The following is a 15,303-nucleotide window of genomic DNA, read 5'->3' on the forward strand; positions in this document are numbered from 1 at the left end:
CTGTCGCCGCGGCGCCCTTTCCCCGACCCTCCACCCCCCACCTCCCCACAACCCCACACCCCCGGCCCCCGGGCCGCACGCCCGGGCCCGTCGGCGGCCCGGGCGGTTCCTTGGCCAGGGGCGGACGTGCACCCCACGCAGGAACCCGTAAGGAGCCAGCCCCATGTCCCAGACCACCGCGGCGGCGGGCGGTCTCACCGCTCCCGCCCCGATCGGCGCCCGCCTGGACCGGTTGCCGATCACTCCGCTGCACCGCAGACTCACCGCGGTCATCGGCGTCGGCCTGTTCTTCGACACCTTCGAGAACAACCTGTCCGGCACCATCGGCAAGGTGCTGCAGAGCGACTTCGGCTTCGGCACGACCTCGCTCAAGCTCGTCCTGGCCTCCGCGTTCCTCGGCCAGTTCCTCGGTTCGCTGACGCTCGGCCGGATCGCCGACCGGTTCGGCCGGCGCCGGGCCTTCCAGGTCAACCTGGCCGTCTACTCGGTCTGTTCGCTGCTCGGCGCCCTCGCGCCGAACGCCGCCTGGCTGATCGTGACCCGCTTCCTCGCCGGGCTCGGCATCGGTGCCGAACAGGCCCTGTCCGACTGCTATCTGGCGGACGTGCTGCCCGCCTCGCGGCGCGGCCGGTTCATCGCCCGGGCCTACACCCTCGCCTTCTGCGGGGTCCCCGCGGTCGGCTTCGCCGCGCTGTGGCTGGTGCCGCGGACCCCGCTCGGCGTGGCCGGCTGGCGCTGGCTGTTCGTGCTCGGCGCGCTCGGCTCGGCCGTCGTATGGCTGCTGCGGCGCGGGCTGATCGAGTCCCCGCGCTGGCTCGCGGCGCAGGGCCGCGCCGCCGAGGCCGAAAGGCTGGTGTCGCGCATGGAGGCGGAGGCGGCCGGCCGGGGCCTGCTCCCGGCCCAGCCGGTGCCCCGGTCCGAGCCGCCCGCGCAGCGCGCCCGGCTGCTGGACGTCGTCCGGCCCGGCCTGCGCCGCCGCACCCTCGTGCTCTGGCTCTTCTGCGTGCTCTCGGTCGTCGGCTACTACGGCTTCGGCACGCTCGCCCCGCAGATCGTCGCCGCCAAGGGCTACGGCGTCGTCGCCGGCCTCGGCTTCACCGCGCTGTCCTTCCTCGGCTACCCCGTGGGCTCCGCCCTGGCGCTGCCCGTAGTGGACCGGATCGAGCGGCGCACCCTGATCGCCCTCTCGGCGGCCGCGATGGTCGGGGCGGGACTCGGCTTCGCCTACGCGGGCTCCGCCGCCCAGATCGTGACGTGCGGCTTCGCCTACACGCTGTTCAGCAACGTCTTCTCCAGCGTCTCCCATGTGTACCTGTCCGAGCAGTACCCCACCGCGATCCGGGCCACCGCCGCCGGCGCCGCCTACTCGCTGTCCAAACTCAGCGCCGCCGCACTGCCGTTCGTCCTGCTGCCGGTCCTCGACGCACATGGCGCCGGCGCCCTGTTCGCCGTCATCGCCGCCGCCATGGCCGTCCTGGCGCTCACCGTGCTGACCCTGGGCGAGCGCACCACCGGCACCCCGGTCGACTGAACCCACCGAGCAGAAGGAGGAGTTGAACATGGCCTACGTCATCGGACTGCCCTGCGTCGACATCAAGGACCGCTCCTGCATCGACGAATGCCCCGTCGACTGCATCTACGAAGGCCGCCGCGCCCTCTACATCCATCCGGAGGAATGCGTGGACTGCGGGGCCTGCGAACCGGTCTGCCCGGTCGACGCCATCTACTTCCAGGACGACCTGCCCGAGGAGTGGGGCGACGACCACGCGGCCTCCAACGCCGAGTTCTTCGCGGACCTCGGCTCGCCCGGCGGCGGCAGCGCGCTCGGCCCCCAGGACCACGACTCGGCGCTGGTGAGCGCGCTGCCCAAGGGGGTGTCGGTGGCATGAGCGGCATCCTCGCCGGCAAGCGGATCCTGGTCACCGGAGTGGTCACGGACGCCTCGATCGCCTTCCATGTGGCCCGGATCGCCCAGGAGGAGGGCGCCGAGGTCCTGCTCACCGGCTTCGGCCGGCTCTCCCTGATCGAGCGGTTCGCGGGCAAGCTGCCCAAGTCCACCCCGGTCATCGAGCTGGACGTCACCGACCAGGACCACCTGGACACCCTCGCCGAGCGGATCGGCGCGCACACCGACTCCCTCGACGGCGTCGTCCACTCCATCGCCTACGGCCCCCAGGGCGCCTTCTCCTTCCTCGACGGCACCTGGGCCGACGTGTCGACGGCCGTGCATGTCTCGGCGTACTCCCTGAAGTCCCTCACCACGGCCTGCCTGCCGCTGCTGGAGCGGCGCGGCGGCTCGGTCGTCGGCCTCACCTTCGACGCGAGCGTGGCCTGGCCGCACTACGACTGGATGGGCGTCGCCAAGGCCGCCCTGGAGTCCACCAGCCGCTATCTGGCCCGCGACCTCGGCGCCCACGGCATCCGCTGCAACCTGGTCGCGGCAGGCCCCTTGCGCTCCATGGCCGCCAAGTCCATCCCCGGCTTCACGGAGCTGGCCGACGTCTGGACCACCGACCGCGCCCCGGCCGGCTGGGACCTCACCGACCCCGACCCGGCCGCCCGCGGCGTCGTCGCCCTGCTCTCGGACTTCTTCCCGCGCACCACGGGCGAGATCGTGCACGTGGACGGCGGGGTGCACATGACGGGCGCGTGAGCCGCGCAGGGAAAAGGGGCGGGAGTGCGACTCCCGCCCCTTTCCGCTGCCCTCACTCGGTTCCGCCGCCCGGCAGGATCCGCCGGAAACCGGTGTAGGGCACCAGCGCCTCGGGCAGCACCACGGACCCGTCGCCCTGGACGCCCTGCTCCAGCAGCGCGGCCACGGTCCGCCCGACGGGCAGAGCCGAACCGTTCAGGGTGGCCGCCGGGGTCTTGCGGCCGTCGGCCCGCTTCACCCGGATGTCCGCGCGGCGGGCCTGGAAGGTGCCGCAGTCGGAGACCGAGGAGATCTCCCGGTAGGAGCCGCCGCCCGGCAGCCAGACCTCGATGTCGTACGTCATCCGCGCCGAGAAGCCGATGTCGCCCGCGGGCAACAGCACGGTACGGAAGGACAGTTCGAGCCGGCGCAGACATTCCTCGGCGTGCCCGGTCATCAGCTCCAGCTGCTCCTGCGCCTGCTCCGGCGCGCAGATCCGCACCAGCTCCACCTTCTCGAACTGGTGCAGCCTGAGCACACCCCGGGTGTCCCGGCCGTACGCCCCCGCCTCCGCGCGGAAACAGGGGGTGCGGGCGGTGAAGGCGTACGGCAGGCTCCGCGCGTCCAGCAGCTGTCCGGCCACCAGGTTGGTCAGCGGTACCTCGGCGGTCGGGATCAGGAACAGCTCCCGGTCGCCGACCTGGGTGCGGAACAGATCCTCCTCGAACTTGGGCAGTTGCCCGGTGCCGGTCATGGTGTCCCGGTTGACCAGGAACGGCACGGACTGCTCGGTGTAGCCGTGCTCGCGGGTGTGCAGGTCCAGGAAGAAGTCGCCGAGGGCCCGCTCCAGCCGGGCACCGGCACCCCGGGCCACACTGAACCGGGCGCCGGACAGCCGGGCCGCGGCGGAGGAGTCGAGGATGCCGAGGGCCTCGCCGATCTCGGCATGGTGGCGGGCCCCGTCCGCCGGACGCGGCGCGGGACCGCCCCGCCGTATCTCCACCGCCTCCTTTTCCGAGTCCCCGTCCGGGACCGCGTCCAGCGGCAGATTGGGGATGGAGAGCAGCAGCTCGCACAGCTCGCCCGAGGTCTTCCGGGCCGCGCTCTCCGCCCGCTGCACCTCGGCCCGCAGCGCCCGCGCGGCCTCCTTCTCCGCCTCGGTCGGCGGGCCGGAGCGGCGGGCCTTGGCCGTGCGGTTCAGCTCGGTGCGCAGCCGGGTGACCTCGGCCTGGGCGGCGGAGCGGTCGCGCACGGCGGCGCTCAGCGCCTCCAGGTCCAGCTCGTGGCGGCGGCGGGCCAGGCGCCGTACGGCGTCCGGGCCAGCCTCGATCAGCTCGTGGGCGTCATGCATGGCGGTCTCCAGTCAGGGCGGGGGAGGGTGCCGGTGCGGGGGAGGCGAGGTGCCGGGTGCCGAGCCGGCGGTAGCGCAGCGGGTGGGCCGAGCGCATGCGGGCGGCGTACGCCAGACCGCCCAGCGCGACCAGCGGCAGCAGCCAGGGCAGGGCGGCGATCACCTTCGACGGGGAGCCGGTGAGCATGTCGAAGTTGCCGACGACCAGCCAGACGGAGGCGGCCAGCCCGGCGAAGCCGAGCAGCGGGGCGAGGGTCTCCCGCCACCAGTGCCCGCCGCCCCCGTGCAGTCGCAGGCCGAGCACCGACAGCGCGGCCAGCGCCTGCAGGGCGACGATGCCGAGGGTGCCGAGCCCGAGCATGCTGGTCGTCAGGTCGGCGTACGGGTCGAGTCCGGCGACGGCGAACCCGGCGACGACCACGACCGTCAGCGCGCTCTGCGCGAGACTCGCCCGGTGCGGGGAGCCGTGCTTCGGGTGCTCGGCGGCCAGGGCGCCCGGCAGCAGACCGTCCTCGGCGAGGACCTGCGCATACCGGTTGGCGGCGCTGTGCAGCGCCAGCGTCGCGGCGAACAGGCTGGTGCACAGCAGGACTTGGAGCCCGGTGCTGCCCGCCTTGCCGAGGAAGTCGTCGCCGAGCACGAAGAACAGATCGCCCATCTCCTTCCCGGCGACCACCCGCACCCGGCCACTGCCGACCGCACCCACCGCCAGCCAGCTGGTCAGCGCGTAGAAACCGGCGATCAGCACGACCGCCGCGTAGGTGGCCCGGGGCACACTGCGCCGCGGATCCCGCGCCTCCTTGCCGTACAGCGCGGCCGACTCGAAGCCGATGAAGGAGACGAACGCGAACATCAGCGAGACCCCGGCACCCGGTCCGGCGGCCGTATGGGGCGAGAACGAGACGGCGGGCAGCGCGTGCACCCCGTGCCGGACGAGGATCGCCCCGTCGAGGGCCGCCAGCACACCGATCTCCCCCAGCATCAGCAGGGCGAGCACCCGGGCGCTGAGCGCGATCTCCCGGTACCCGAGCACGGCGGTCAGCACCAGCCCGACGGCGGCGCACCACTCCCAGGAGATCGCCAACCCGTGGGCCGCGAGCACCAGTTGGGTGAAGTAGCCGAGCGCGCCCGCCAGTCCGATGGTGGCGCAGTTGTAGGACAGCAGAGCCACGTAGCCGGCCGCGACGGCGGGCGGCCTGCCGAGCCCGTCGGCGACGGAGGCGTAGAAGCCACCGGAGCCTCCGGTACGCCGGGCACTGACCGCGTATCCGACCGAGAAGCAGAGCAGCGTCACGCCGGCGAACAGGAAGGCCGCGGGTACGCCGGCGCCGTCACCGAAGGCGAACGCGAGCGGGACCGTGCCGACCATCGCGGAGAGCGGAGCGGCGGCGGCGACGATGAGGAAGAGGATGTGCCCGGTACCGAGCCGGCCGGGTGAGGAGGGGGGACCACTGGTGGACATGGGGACTCCAGAGCTGACGGGACGTGACAGGGGAACAGCCGCCCGCGGAGGCTTGCTCGGCGGACGGCTGCTTGCTCAGGGGGCTCAGGCGGGCGAGATCGCCAGCGCCGTGTTCTGCCCACCGAAGCCCAGGGAGTTGCTCAGCGCCAGATCGATCGGCATCTCGGTCAGGGTCTGGGCCAGCTTGATCTCGATCCGGGGATCCGGCAGGACCAAGTTGGCGACGGGCGGAATCAGTTCGTGCTCCACACTCAGCACGGCGAACGCGGCCTCGACCGCCCCCGCCGCGCCCAGCAGATGCCCGGTGACTCCCTTCGTGGACGTGACCAGCGGATCCCCACGCAGGGTCCGCTGGATCATGCGGGCCTCGGACAGGTCGTTGAGCGGTGTCGACGTGCCGTGGGCGTTCACGTGCTGCACGTCGTCCGGATCGGCACCCGCGTCCGCGAGCGCCGCCCGGACCGCCGCCTCGATGCCCGCGCCGTCCGGATGCGGTGACGTCATGTGATGGGCGTCGGCCGTCGCTCCGTAGCCGATGATCCGGCCGTGGACATGGGCGCCCCGCGCCCGTGCGTCGGCCACCCGCTCCATCACGAGGATCCCGGCGCCCTCACCCGCGACGAACCCGTCCCGGTCGGCGTCGAACGGCCGGGACGCGGAGGCCGGATCGTCGTGCCGCTTAGACAGCGCGCCCATCTGGGCGAACCCGGCCATGACCAGCGGGGTGATCATGGCCTCGCTGCCGCCCGCGAGCACGATGTCGCAGCGGCCCAGCGCCAGCAGGTCCCGGGCCGTGCCGATGGCGGTCGCACCCGAGGCACAGGCCGTCGCCACCACCAGGTTGGGCCCGGTCGCCCCGAACTCGATGGCCGTCTGACCGGCCAGCATGTTCGGCAGCTGCATGGGCAGCAGCAGCGGCGACACCCGGTCGGCGCCCTGCTCGCGCAGCACATGGTGCTGGTCCTCGACCGTGCCCGGACCGCCGTCGGCGCAGCCCAGCACCACACCCACCCGCGCGCCGTCCCAGGTCTGCGGGTCCAGGCCCGCGTCGGCCACCGCCTCGTGCGCGGCGACCAGCGCGAACTGCACGAACCGGTCCAGCCGGTGGGCGCGCCGCGCACTCAGCAGGGCCTCGGGGTCGAAGCCGGGCACCCGGCAGGAGATCTGTACGGGGTTGTCCGCCAGCACCGGATCGAGGGCGGCGGCCGGCCTGCCGTCGCAGACCGCCGCCCAGCTCGGCCCGACCCCGATCCCGCCCGGGGTGACCAGACCGAGCCCGGTGACGGCGATGTCCATGCCGGCCATCAGACCGTCGCGCTCCGCTCCTCCATGAGCCGGACCATGTCGGCCACGGTCTCGGCCTCCAGGAGGTCGTCGTCGCTGATGTCCAGGTCCAGCTCGGACTTCAGCAGCAGCGACAGCTCCACCACGGCCAGCGAGTCCAGCTCGATGTCCTCCCGGGTCGCCTCCGGGGTGATGGCCTCGGGCGACACCTTGAGCTTGTTGGACAGGATTTCCTTGAGCTGCTCCAGCATGTCGGTTCCTTTCGAAGGTGTACGCGCCCCGCGTACCGCTGAATACGAGTGGCTGACGTCGCGTCGGACCGCGCGTCAGAAGGTCTGCAGCTGAGGCCAGACGACCGTCGCCGCTCCCCACGACAGGCCGCCGCCGAACGCGGTGAGCAGCACCCGGTGGCCCGTGCCGAGCCGGCCCTCGGCGGTGGCCTCCGCGAGCAGGAGCGGGATGGAGGCGGCGCCGGTGTTGCCGACCCGTGCGATATTGCTCAGCCGCCGTTCGGCGGGGATGCCGAGCCGGTCCGAAACCGCCTCCAGGATCCGGGCGTTGGCCTGGTGGGCCACGAACCGGTCGACGTCGGCGAGGCGCCAGCCGGCCCGCTCGGCGGCCTCGGCGGACGCGGCGGTCATGTGCTCCACCGCGTGCCGGTAGGTGTCCCGGCCGAGCATCTGGAAGTAGTGGTCCTCCGGGGCGGCCGGGCGGCCGGTGGACCGCTGCCGGGAGCCGCCGGCGGGCACCTCGATCAGATGGCTCAGCTCGCCGTCGCTGCCCAGCACCAGCGGACCGATCGCCCCGGGCTCGGCGGCCGAGCCGGCCCGCAGCACCACCGCGCCCGCACCGTCCGCGAAGATCACCGCGGTGGTGCGGTCGGCGGGGTTGATGATCGTGGTGAAGGCGTCGGCGGCGACCAGCAGCGCGCTGTCCGCGATCCCGGCCGCGATCAGCCCGGCGGCGGACGCGAGGCCGTACAGGAACCCGGAGCACACGGCCGCCACGTCGAAGGCCGGCACCGGTCCGAGACCCAGCCGCGCGGCCACCTGCGGTGCGGTCGCCGGGCAGGGCTGGTCCGGAGTGGTGGTGGCCAGCACCACCGCCCCGACCCGCTCGGCCCCGGCGGACTTCAGGGCCCTCAGGCCCGCCTCCACCGCCAGGTCGCCGGTGGCGGTACCCGGCGGGACGACGTACCGTTCGGCGATCCCGGTGCGGGACCGGATCCAGGCGTCGGAGGTGTCCAGCCGGGCCGCCAGGTCGTCGTTGGTCACCCGGTTGGGCGGCACGTACGACCCGATGCCGGCGATCACCGCGGCCCGCCCGGTGCTCATGCGCCGGTCTCCGAGGCGAGGACCTCGACGGGCAGGCCCATGTACGCCATGCGGACCTCGGCCATCTCGTCGGTCCACCGCTCCGCCATGTCGTAGCGCTGCTCGGCGGTGGTGTCGAGCAGCCGCACGCCCGGCCAGATCTCGTAGTCGCCGATCAGATCCGCGTGCCGGAACATGCCCTCCTGGAACAGCTCCTCGCGGTGGATGACGAACTCCCGGTCCGGGATCTCGTCCCACAGCTTCACGCCCGCGCGCAGGATCTCCAGCAGCCGCGGCCTGTACTCCGGGTGCTCGATCACGTGGTCGCGCAGAATGGTGCTGGCCACGGTGAGGTGCCTGATCTCGTCGATGGCCGTGCCGCGCGAGATCTCGCCGGTCGCCGGGGACAGCGGGGTCCACTTGCGCTCGCTCAGCTCGGCGGCCGGGGCGAGTACGCCCTCGATGACGATCGCGAACACGGCGACCCCGCCGGGGAAGTCGGCCCGGTCGCGGACGATGTCCAGGGTGAAGTCCACCACCGGGTCCAGGACCCGCTTGCGGTAGTCCCGGGCCATCTCCTCGATGTCCTTCAGCAGGGTGTGCTGCGGGATGCCCAGTTCCACCAGGTGCTGGCGGAAGACCCGGGCGTGCCGGGCCTCGTCGAGCAGCTGGGTGGCGTAGAACTCCATCTGGGGGATGCCGGGCGCGATCGAGACGTAGTGGCCGAGGAGGCGGGTGGCCAGCTCCTCCGCCAGCGCCCGGAAGCCGAACTCCAGCACCAGGGCCTCACGCAGCGGGCCGGGCGCCTTCAGGAAGTCCGGGGTGAACGCGTTCTCGTGGTGGCCGGTCGCCCCGCGGTCGCGCAGGGTGCCCTGGGCGACGGAGGTGATCCAGTAGGCGAGGTCGCACTCCTCGGGGCCGAGGGTGAGTTCCTTCGCGCCGTCCAGCAGACCGGGCGCCTTGTCCCAGTCCGCCTCGGGAGCAACGGGTGACGAGGTCATGACGCGGCGGCCTCCTTCGCCGGGCGCAGGGAGCCGGCGTACAGCCCGCCGGCGTAGCTGAACAGCGGGAGCCCGTCGTCCGCGGTGGCCCGGACGACATGGCCGAGCAGCAGCTCGCTGTCGCCCGCCGCGTGCGCGGAGTGGAAGCGGCAGACGTAGTGGGCGAGCGCGCCCGCGATCAGCGGGGCGTGCGCGTACCGGTCCGCCGTCCAGGCCAGGCCGGCGAAGGCCGCGTCGCCGTCGGGCCGCGTGCTGTCGGCGAACCGCCGGGCCACATCGGCCTGTTCGGCACCGAGCACATTGATCGTGAACCGGCCCTCGGCGGCCGCCAGCCGGGCGAAGGACGAGCCCGCGCGCAGCACGACCCCGACGAGCAGGGGGGCGCGCGAGACGAGCGTGACCGTGCTGGCCGTCGTGCCGTGCATCTGGTCCTCGGGACCCGTGGTCAGCACGGACACCGGGGAGGCCAGGTGGTACAGGGCGCGCCGGCGCTCGGCGGGGTCCTGTCGGACCGGACGCCGTACATCCGTGGCGGTGGTCATCGCACGGCCTCCGTCTCGCGTACGGCGGGCCGCGCCGGGACGTGCCCGACCGGCACCGGGTCCATGGCGTGTCCCACGGGCTTCGGGTGGGGCAGCCCCAGGTCGTCCAGCAGCCGCAGATAGCCCTCCTGGCGCACCGGCTCGAAGGGCAGCGCGAAGGACTTCATGAAGTTGCCGAACAGGCCGCGGTCGCCGAACAGATGGAACGGCAGCACCAGCAGTGCCCATTCGGGCCTGACCAGCCAGCACCACAGCGCGGCGACCGCGCCTTGGGTGATGAGGCTGTGCATGACGTTGTAGAGGACGTAGTACGCCTTGTGGATCGGCCGGCCGCCGCTCCTGCGGAACGCGATCGCGCCGGGGATGTAGCCGATCAGGTCGATGTAGAGGAACAGTCCGAGCGCCGGCAGCCAGCGGATGTCGCCGAAGTGGTAGACGATCAGGCCGGTGGTGACGGCGAGGCCCACCAGGTACTCGGCGCGGTGCAGCGAGTAGGTGCGCGGGGTCTCGAAGGGGTTCGCCTGGTCCATGGTCAGCTCCTCGCGCGGGTCCTAGGCGCCGACCGCGGCGGGCTCGGTGAGTTGGATGCCGCCCTGGATGCGTACGGCCGGGAACAGGCCGGTCAGCGCCCAGGCGACGGTCTCCTTGATGACCCGCTCGGCGATCGGGTCGAGGATGCCCTCCAGGCTCGGGATGCCGAAGTCGAAGTCGGCCTCGAAGCGGACGGTGACGTCCGCGCCGGACTGCTGGACGGACCAGGTCCCGGAGAAGGAGTCGAAGTCGCCGTCGGACTGCTCGAAGCGGATCGTGCCCTCCTCGGGCACGATCACGTCGTCCTCGGTCCAGCGCAGCAGACCGCTGCGGAAGTGCAGCTCCCAGCTGGAGGAGGCCTTCGGATCGGGGTAGGAGGCGTGCACGGTGGTCGCGTTGACATGGGGCGCGAGGTCGGGGTACTTCTCCCAGCGCCGTACGGCGTGCAGGACCGTTTCGGCCTGCTCCGCGGGTATCAGGGCATCGAGTTCGACGTGCCGCACGATCAGTTACCGCCTTCCGGCATCTTGGCCGCGCCCTTGATCAGGTCGCGGGTGGCCAGGTCGAAGGAGTTGACGAGGAAGTCCACGTCGGTGTCGTCCAGCACGGCGGGCGGGGTGAACCGCACCACCGAGCTGCCGTTCATGGAGTGGTTGGCGACCACGCCGTGGTTGAACAGCTCGATCAGCAGCTCGCCGGCGAGACCCGCCTCGACCAGCTCGACACCGATGAGCAGGCCCCGGCCGCGCACATCCACCACCAGCTCGGGGATGTTGCGCCGGGCGACCTCCGCGATCCGCGGCAGCAGCCGGGCGCCGAGGTCCATGGCCCGGGTGACCAGGCGCTCCTCCTTGACGGCCCGGATCGCGCCCTGCACCGCGGCCATCAGCACCGGCTGCCCGGAGAAGGTGGCGGTGTGGACGTAGGGGTCCTTGTCGAAGGGGCGGAACGCCTTGCGGGTGGCGACGGCCGCCGACACCGGCATCACTCCGCCGCCGAGCGCCTTCCCGGTGAGCAGGACGTCCGGTACGACGCCCTCGATGTCGGCGCCCCACCACTCGCCGAGCCGCCCGAACCCGGACTGCACCTCGTCGAGGATCAGGAAGCCGTCGTACTCCCGGACCAGCTCCTCGACCCGCTTCAGGTAGCCCTTGGGCGGGACGATCACCCCGCCCTCGCCCTGCACCGGCTCCAGGATCACGCAGACCTCGCCCGGGTGGGCCTTCAGCTCGGCCTCCAGGGCGTCGGCGTCGCCGTACGGCAGATGCTGGAAGTCGGGGACGAGCGGGCGGAACGGCGCCTGGTAGACGTCCTTGGCGGTCGCCGACAGCGCGCCCAGGGTCTTGCCGTGGTAGCCGCCGCGCATCGAGATCGTCCGCTTGTAGCCGCCCGCACGGGCCAGCTTCAGTCCCGTCTCGACCGCCTCGGCGCCGGACAGCGCGAAGTGCACGCGGTCGAGACCGGGCGGCAGCACGGAGACCAGGGCCTCGGCGGCGCGGGCCACCGTCGGCTCCAGCAGGATGCGGGTCGCGGTGGGGTGGGTGCGCAGCTGGCGCTCCACCTCCTCCATGACGATCGGGTGCCGGGCGCCCATGATGAACACGCCGTAGCCTCCGGCGTTCAGGAAGCGCTCACCGTCACTGGTGGTGAGCCAGGCGCCCTCGGACGCCACCTCCATATGACTGCCGAACAACTCGGCGAGCGTGGCCCGGCCCTTGCTGAGGTGGGCGCGATAGAGGTTGAGGATCTCCGCCTCGGTGTCGGCGGCCGAAGTCGCCGGTGATTCCTGGATAACGGTCACGTGTCGCTCACTCCAAAAGGGGTGGGTGGGGGAAACGCCCCGAAAGGGGCGCGGGGAACTGCGCGACCAGCCACAGACGGACCCGCAGCCGCCCACTGAGCTATGCCGACCGAGCTCTACGCCAGAACCAGCGACCCCCCGCCGAAGTACGCGAGCAACGGCTCCGAGGCGGCGATACGGGACGGCGGATGAAAGGCCAGCGCACGCGTAGCCGCAGCGCCTTGCGCGGAGGCCGAGTTGCTGATGAACTCCAGCCCCCCGAGCAGCTCCAGCGCCCGCCCCACGATGTCCGGCAGCGCGTTCTGCACCGCGTACCGGGCGACCAGCACCCGCGCCACCGACTCCTCGTCACCGGGCTCGGGACCCGTGCCGCGGGCCACGCCCTCCAGCAGAGCCAGCGCGGCCTCCATGTCGACGGCCAGCGCGGCCCGTTCCTCCACGCCGCCCCGCTTGCGCTCCAGCACCTGCTCCACCAGCGCGGCGGCGGTGCCGGCGTACCCGGCGGAGATCAGCATCTCGAACCAGACGAACCCGGCCGACTGAAGGTCGTCGAGGCGGGTGGGGTCGTCGGCGCCGGCCCGGACCACCATCTCGGCCGGCACGAACACGTCCGCCAGCCGGACCTCGTCGCTCTCCGCGCCGGCCAGCAGGTCGTTGCCCCAGAACGGGTGCACGGACAGGCCGGGAGCGTCGGCGGGGACGATCGCGAGCGCCAGCTCCGGCTCGCCGCCGTCCTCGCCGTGGATCGCGATGGACGCGGTGAGCAGGCTCATCGAACCGGACAGGCTGCACGGCTTCTTCGCCCCGGAGAGCAGGAACCCGCCCTCCACCGGGCGCGCGGTCACGGCCGGCTTCAGGATGTTCTGCGCGGTACGGCCCTCGGCCCAGCCGGAGGCCATCACCTGCTGCTCCGGCACGATCCGGTGCAGCAGCTCGGTCTGCGCGGCGGTGAGCCGGCCCGACTTCACCGCGAGCGAGTACAGCATGGCGGCGGTGAAGTGGTGCATGGACACGGCCGCGACCAGGGACGGCGAAAGGGCGCCCAGGGCCAGCTGCACGCGCAGCGCCTCCAGCGGGGCCGCGCCATGGCCGCCGTAGGTCTCGGGGATGAGCAGGCCGACCCCGCCGTGGATGCGGAAGAGGTCGATCACAGGGCTGCCGGGCTGCTCCCGCTCGGCGTACGGGATCTGCTCCAGCTCCTTGAGCAGTCCGGGGTGGAACCGCTCGCAGACGGTCCGGGCGGCATCGAGGGAACGCACGGGAAACCTCCGCAGGTCGGAATGTGGTCAGGCGCCGAAGACCGCGTCGTACGGGCTCACGTCGCGGGCGATGCTGACCCCCTGCACATGGGAGGTCTTGAGCATCGGGTAGTTGGCCTCGCCGAAGGCGCCGCCGGTGCGGCCGGTGCCGCCGTGGCTCGGCAGATACGGCAGGAAGCCGATGTGGGAGTCGTTGACCTTCAGCAGACCGCCGTTGACCGTGCGCCGCACGAAGGTTTCCACGACGTGGTCCGAGCGGGACCACAGCGAGTTGCGCAGCCCGTAGTCGTTGCTGTTGACGAACTGCAGGAAGGCTTCCAGCAGGGCGTCGTCGTGGTCGCGTTCGGCGATCACGATCGGGATCAGCGGGAAGAACGTCTCCTCGCGGACCACGTCGTACGTCCGCGCCCGGTCCAGGCCGTCCACCCGCACCACCGTAGGCTGCAGGAACACGCCCGTCTCCGAGACCGTGCCGTCCAGCTCGGTGCGGTGGCCGCCGGTGACCAGCTCGGCGCCGTTGTCCAGGGCCTGCCGCAGCAGCCGGAAGAACCGCTCGCTGCGCCTGACCGGCGACAGCAGCACGTCCTCCTCCTCGGGCAGGCCCGGACGGATGCCCTTGACCTGCTCCTTCACCTCGGCGATCAGCGCCTCGGCGACATCGGGGTGGACGAGGACGTAGTTGGGCACCATGCAGATCTGCCCGGAGCCGTAGAAGGCCTCCGTGATCGCCTCGGCCGCCCACTTCACGTCGGCGTCCTTCCACACCACGATGCCGTCGTTGCCCGCGAGTTCGAGGATCGGCTTCTTGCCGTGCGCCACGCACTGCTGCTCGAAGCGCAGGCCCTCCTGGCTGCCGCCGATGTAGAAGATGTCGTTGATCAGCGGGTCGGCGATCCAGCGGTCCATGGTCTGCTTCGGATTGGAGCACACCGCGTTGAGCACCCCGGCCGGCGCGTCGATCTCCTCCAGCAGCGGGGCGACGACGTCCCGCAGCAGCCACATCGTGGACAGCGCGATGCTGCGCGGCGCCCGCACCACCACCGCGTTGCCGGCCATCAGCGCCAGCACGCACAGGGCGGCGCTCGGCAGCGGGGCGTTCTGCGGCGGGTTGAAGGCGACCACGCCGTCCGGCTGGCGGTGCAGGATCAGCTTGCGGCCGTTGTACTCCTTCTCCACCCGCATCTGCTTCAGGTACCAGCGCAGGGAGCCGGGGGCGTAGATCTGCAGCAGGCAGCTCAGCTCCCAGCGGGCGAGCTTGACCGGGTGGGACTCGGCGACCAGCATGCGCAGGAACTCGTCCTGGTGCTTGATCAGTTCCTCGCGGAAGCGGGTGCCGAGGCGCATCCGCCGCTCCAGCGGCACGGCCGCCCAGTCGGGGGCGGCAGCGGCGGCGGCCTGGGTGGCCAGGTCGATGGCGGAGTCGTCCGCGATCGCGCAGCGCCCGACGACATAGGGGTGCCTCGCCGCCTCGGACTCCGGGTCCTGTTCGAGGGAGCGCTTCAGGCTCACGCTGGTGAACACGTCTTCCAGCAGGGAGCGTCCGCTGACGGTGTAGACCCAGCCGTCTCCGGCGACGTCCTTGCCCGCGATGTAGAGGTCGTAGCTCTTCAATCCGGAAGGTGCCTCAGCACTCTCCTCCTGCGCGGCTTCGCGAAGCATCTTCAGCCTTTCGGATATGGCGTGTGGATTTCTTGAAGCAAGGCGAGCGTGGCAGCGGAATCTGACCCCGCGCTGACGCCCGACTGACCGGCCCGATCCGGCCAACTGCCCTGTGCGAAGCCGTCAGTGGGGCGTCAGCCGGCGCTGCTTGCATGAGGCGCATGCCACCTGTCGACAGCACCAGCCGGCGCCTGCGTGAGCTGCCGCGCAGCGAACTCGCCGAGGAGATCGAGGGAATCGTCCTCGCCAAATTCAGGACCGTTCTGCTCATGGACGATTCCGAGGATCTTCCGCTCGACATCAGCTATTTCGATCTCGGCCTCACCTCGCTGCGGCTGACCGAGATACGGCAGAGCCTGGAGCAGCTCCTGGACCTGTCGATCAACGTCAGCGTGCTCTTCAACGAGCCGACGATCGCCCATCTCGTGGACCACCTGACCCAGGCCGTCAAGGAAGCTTGAGGAGTCG

16 protein-coding genes are annotated in these 15,303 nt (G+C 72.0%); 4 read left to right on the forward strand and 12 right to left on the reverse strand.

Going from position 1 to position 15,303, the window contains the following annotated elements:
- The first annotated feature begins 163 nt into the window (after positions 1-163).
- Genes ACWCQS_RS28895 through fabI form a run of 3 tightly spaced genes read left to right on the forward strand, consistent with a single transcriptional unit; the run spans position 164 to position 2,653 of the window.
- The gene (locus tag ACWCQS_RS28895) at positions 164-1,531 is read left to right on the forward strand and encodes an MFS transporter (RefSeq protein ID WP_451007165.1); all 1,368 of its coding nucleotides are present in this window, start codon (positions 164-166) and stop codon (positions 1,529-1,531) included.
- Between the two features lie 28 nt (positions 1,532-1,559).
- Complete coding sequence (gene fdxA / locus ACWCQS_RS28900) at positions 1,560-1,889, forward strand: ferredoxin (protein ID WP_451007166.1); 330 nt, start codon at positions 1,560-1,562, stop codon at positions 1,887-1,889.
- Complete coding sequence (gene fabI / locus ACWCQS_RS28905; RefSeq protein WP_451007167.1) at positions 1,886-2,653, forward strand: enoyl-ACP reductase FabI; 768 nt, start codon at positions 1,886-1,888, stop codon at positions 2,651-2,653. The genes fdxA and fabI overlap by 4 nt, the downstream gene beginning before the upstream one ends.
- Before the next feature lie 52 nt (positions 2,654-2,705).
- Here fabI and serS read toward each other — a convergent pair whose 3' ends face one another.
- The 12 genes from serS to ACWCQS_RS28965 form a co-directional block, all read right to left on the reverse strand.
- The gene (gene serS, locus ACWCQS_RS28910; protein WP_451007168.1) at positions 2,706-3,983 is read right to left on the reverse strand and encodes a serine--tRNA ligase; all 1,278 of its coding nucleotides are present in this window, start codon (positions 3,981-3,983) and stop codon (positions 2,706-2,708) included.
- On the reverse strand, positions 3,976-5,445 hold the full coding sequence (locus ACWCQS_RS28915) for an APC family permease (protein ID WP_451007169.1): 1,470 nt from the start codon (positions 5,443-5,445) through the stop codon (positions 3,976-3,978). The genes serS and ACWCQS_RS28915 overlap by 8 nt, the downstream gene beginning before the upstream one ends.
- 84 nt (positions 5,446-5,529) lie before the next feature.
- Entirely contained in the window at positions 5,530-6,750 is a 1,221-nt protein-coding gene (locus ACWCQS_RS28920; protein ID WP_451007170.1) for a beta-ketoacyl-[acyl-carrier-protein] synthase family protein, read from the reverse strand.
- Complete coding sequence (locus ACWCQS_RS28925) at positions 6,750-6,980, reverse strand: phosphopantetheine-binding protein (protein WP_076095786.1); 231 nt, start codon at positions 6,978-6,980, stop codon at positions 6,750-6,752. Before ACWCQS_RS28925 ends, ACWCQS_RS28920 begins: the two co-directional genes overlap by 1 nt.
- 75 nt (positions 6,981-7,055) lie before the next feature.
- Complete coding sequence (locus ACWCQS_RS28930) at positions 7,056-8,063, reverse strand: beta-ketoacyl-ACP synthase III (RefSeq protein WP_451007171.1); 1,008 nt, start codon at positions 8,061-8,063, stop codon at positions 7,056-7,058.
- Positions 8,060-9,043 carry a VlmB-like protein gene (locus ACWCQS_RS28935; RefSeq protein ID WP_451007172.1) on the reverse strand — a complete coding sequence of 328 codons (984 nt, stop codon included), beginning with the start codon at positions 9,041-9,043 and terminating at the stop codon, positions 8,060-8,062. Before ACWCQS_RS28935 ends, ACWCQS_RS28930 begins: the two co-directional genes overlap by 4 nt.
- Entirely contained in the window at positions 9,040-9,585 is a 546-nt protein-coding gene (locus ACWCQS_RS28940) for a flavin reductase family protein (RefSeq protein WP_451007173.1), read from the reverse strand. Before ACWCQS_RS28940 ends, ACWCQS_RS28935 begins: the two co-directional genes overlap by 4 nt.
- Positions 9,582-10,115 (reverse strand): hypothetical protein, encoded by a 534-nt coding sequence (locus tag ACWCQS_RS28945; RefSeq protein WP_450983346.1) that lies wholly within the window; start codon positions 10,113-10,115, stop codon positions 9,582-9,584. The genes ACWCQS_RS28940 and ACWCQS_RS28945 overlap by 4 nt, the downstream gene beginning before the upstream one ends.
- Before the next feature lie 21 nt (positions 10,116-10,136).
- Positions 10,137-10,619 carry a type II toxin-antitoxin system RatA family toxin gene (locus tag ACWCQS_RS28950; protein WP_451007174.1) on the reverse strand — a complete coding sequence of 161 codons (483 nt, stop codon included), beginning with the start codon at positions 10,617-10,619 and terminating at the stop codon, positions 10,137-10,139.
- 2 nt (positions 10,620-10,621) lie between these two features.
- Positions 10,622-11,917, reverse strand: coding sequence for an aspartate aminotransferase family protein (locus ACWCQS_RS28955; protein ID WP_451007175.1), 1,296 nt, complete (start codon positions 11,915-11,917; stop codon positions 10,622-10,624).
- Positions 11,918-12,033: 116 nt separating this feature from the next.
- On the reverse strand, positions 12,034-13,176 hold the full coding sequence (locus ACWCQS_RS28960) for an acyl-CoA dehydrogenase (protein ID WP_451007176.1): 1,143 nt from the start codon (positions 13,174-13,176) through the stop codon (positions 12,034-12,036).
- A gap of 27 nt (positions 13,177-13,203) precedes the next feature.
- Positions 13,204-14,835, reverse strand: coding sequence for an aldehyde dehydrogenase family protein (locus tag ACWCQS_RS28965; RefSeq protein WP_451007177.1), 1,632 nt, complete (start codon positions 14,833-14,835; stop codon positions 13,204-13,206).
- A 161-nt stretch (positions 14,836-14,996) separates the two neighbouring features.
- Between ACWCQS_RS28965 and ACWCQS_RS28970 the strand changes: the two genes are divergently transcribed.
- Positions 14,997-15,296 (forward strand): acyl carrier protein, encoded by a 300-nt coding sequence (locus ACWCQS_RS28970; protein WP_388624645.1) that lies wholly within the window; start codon positions 14,997-14,999, stop codon positions 15,294-15,296.
- Positions 15,297-15,303 lie beyond the last annotated feature (7 nt).

This window comes from Streptomyces sp. NPDC002076 (assembly GCF_053593835.1).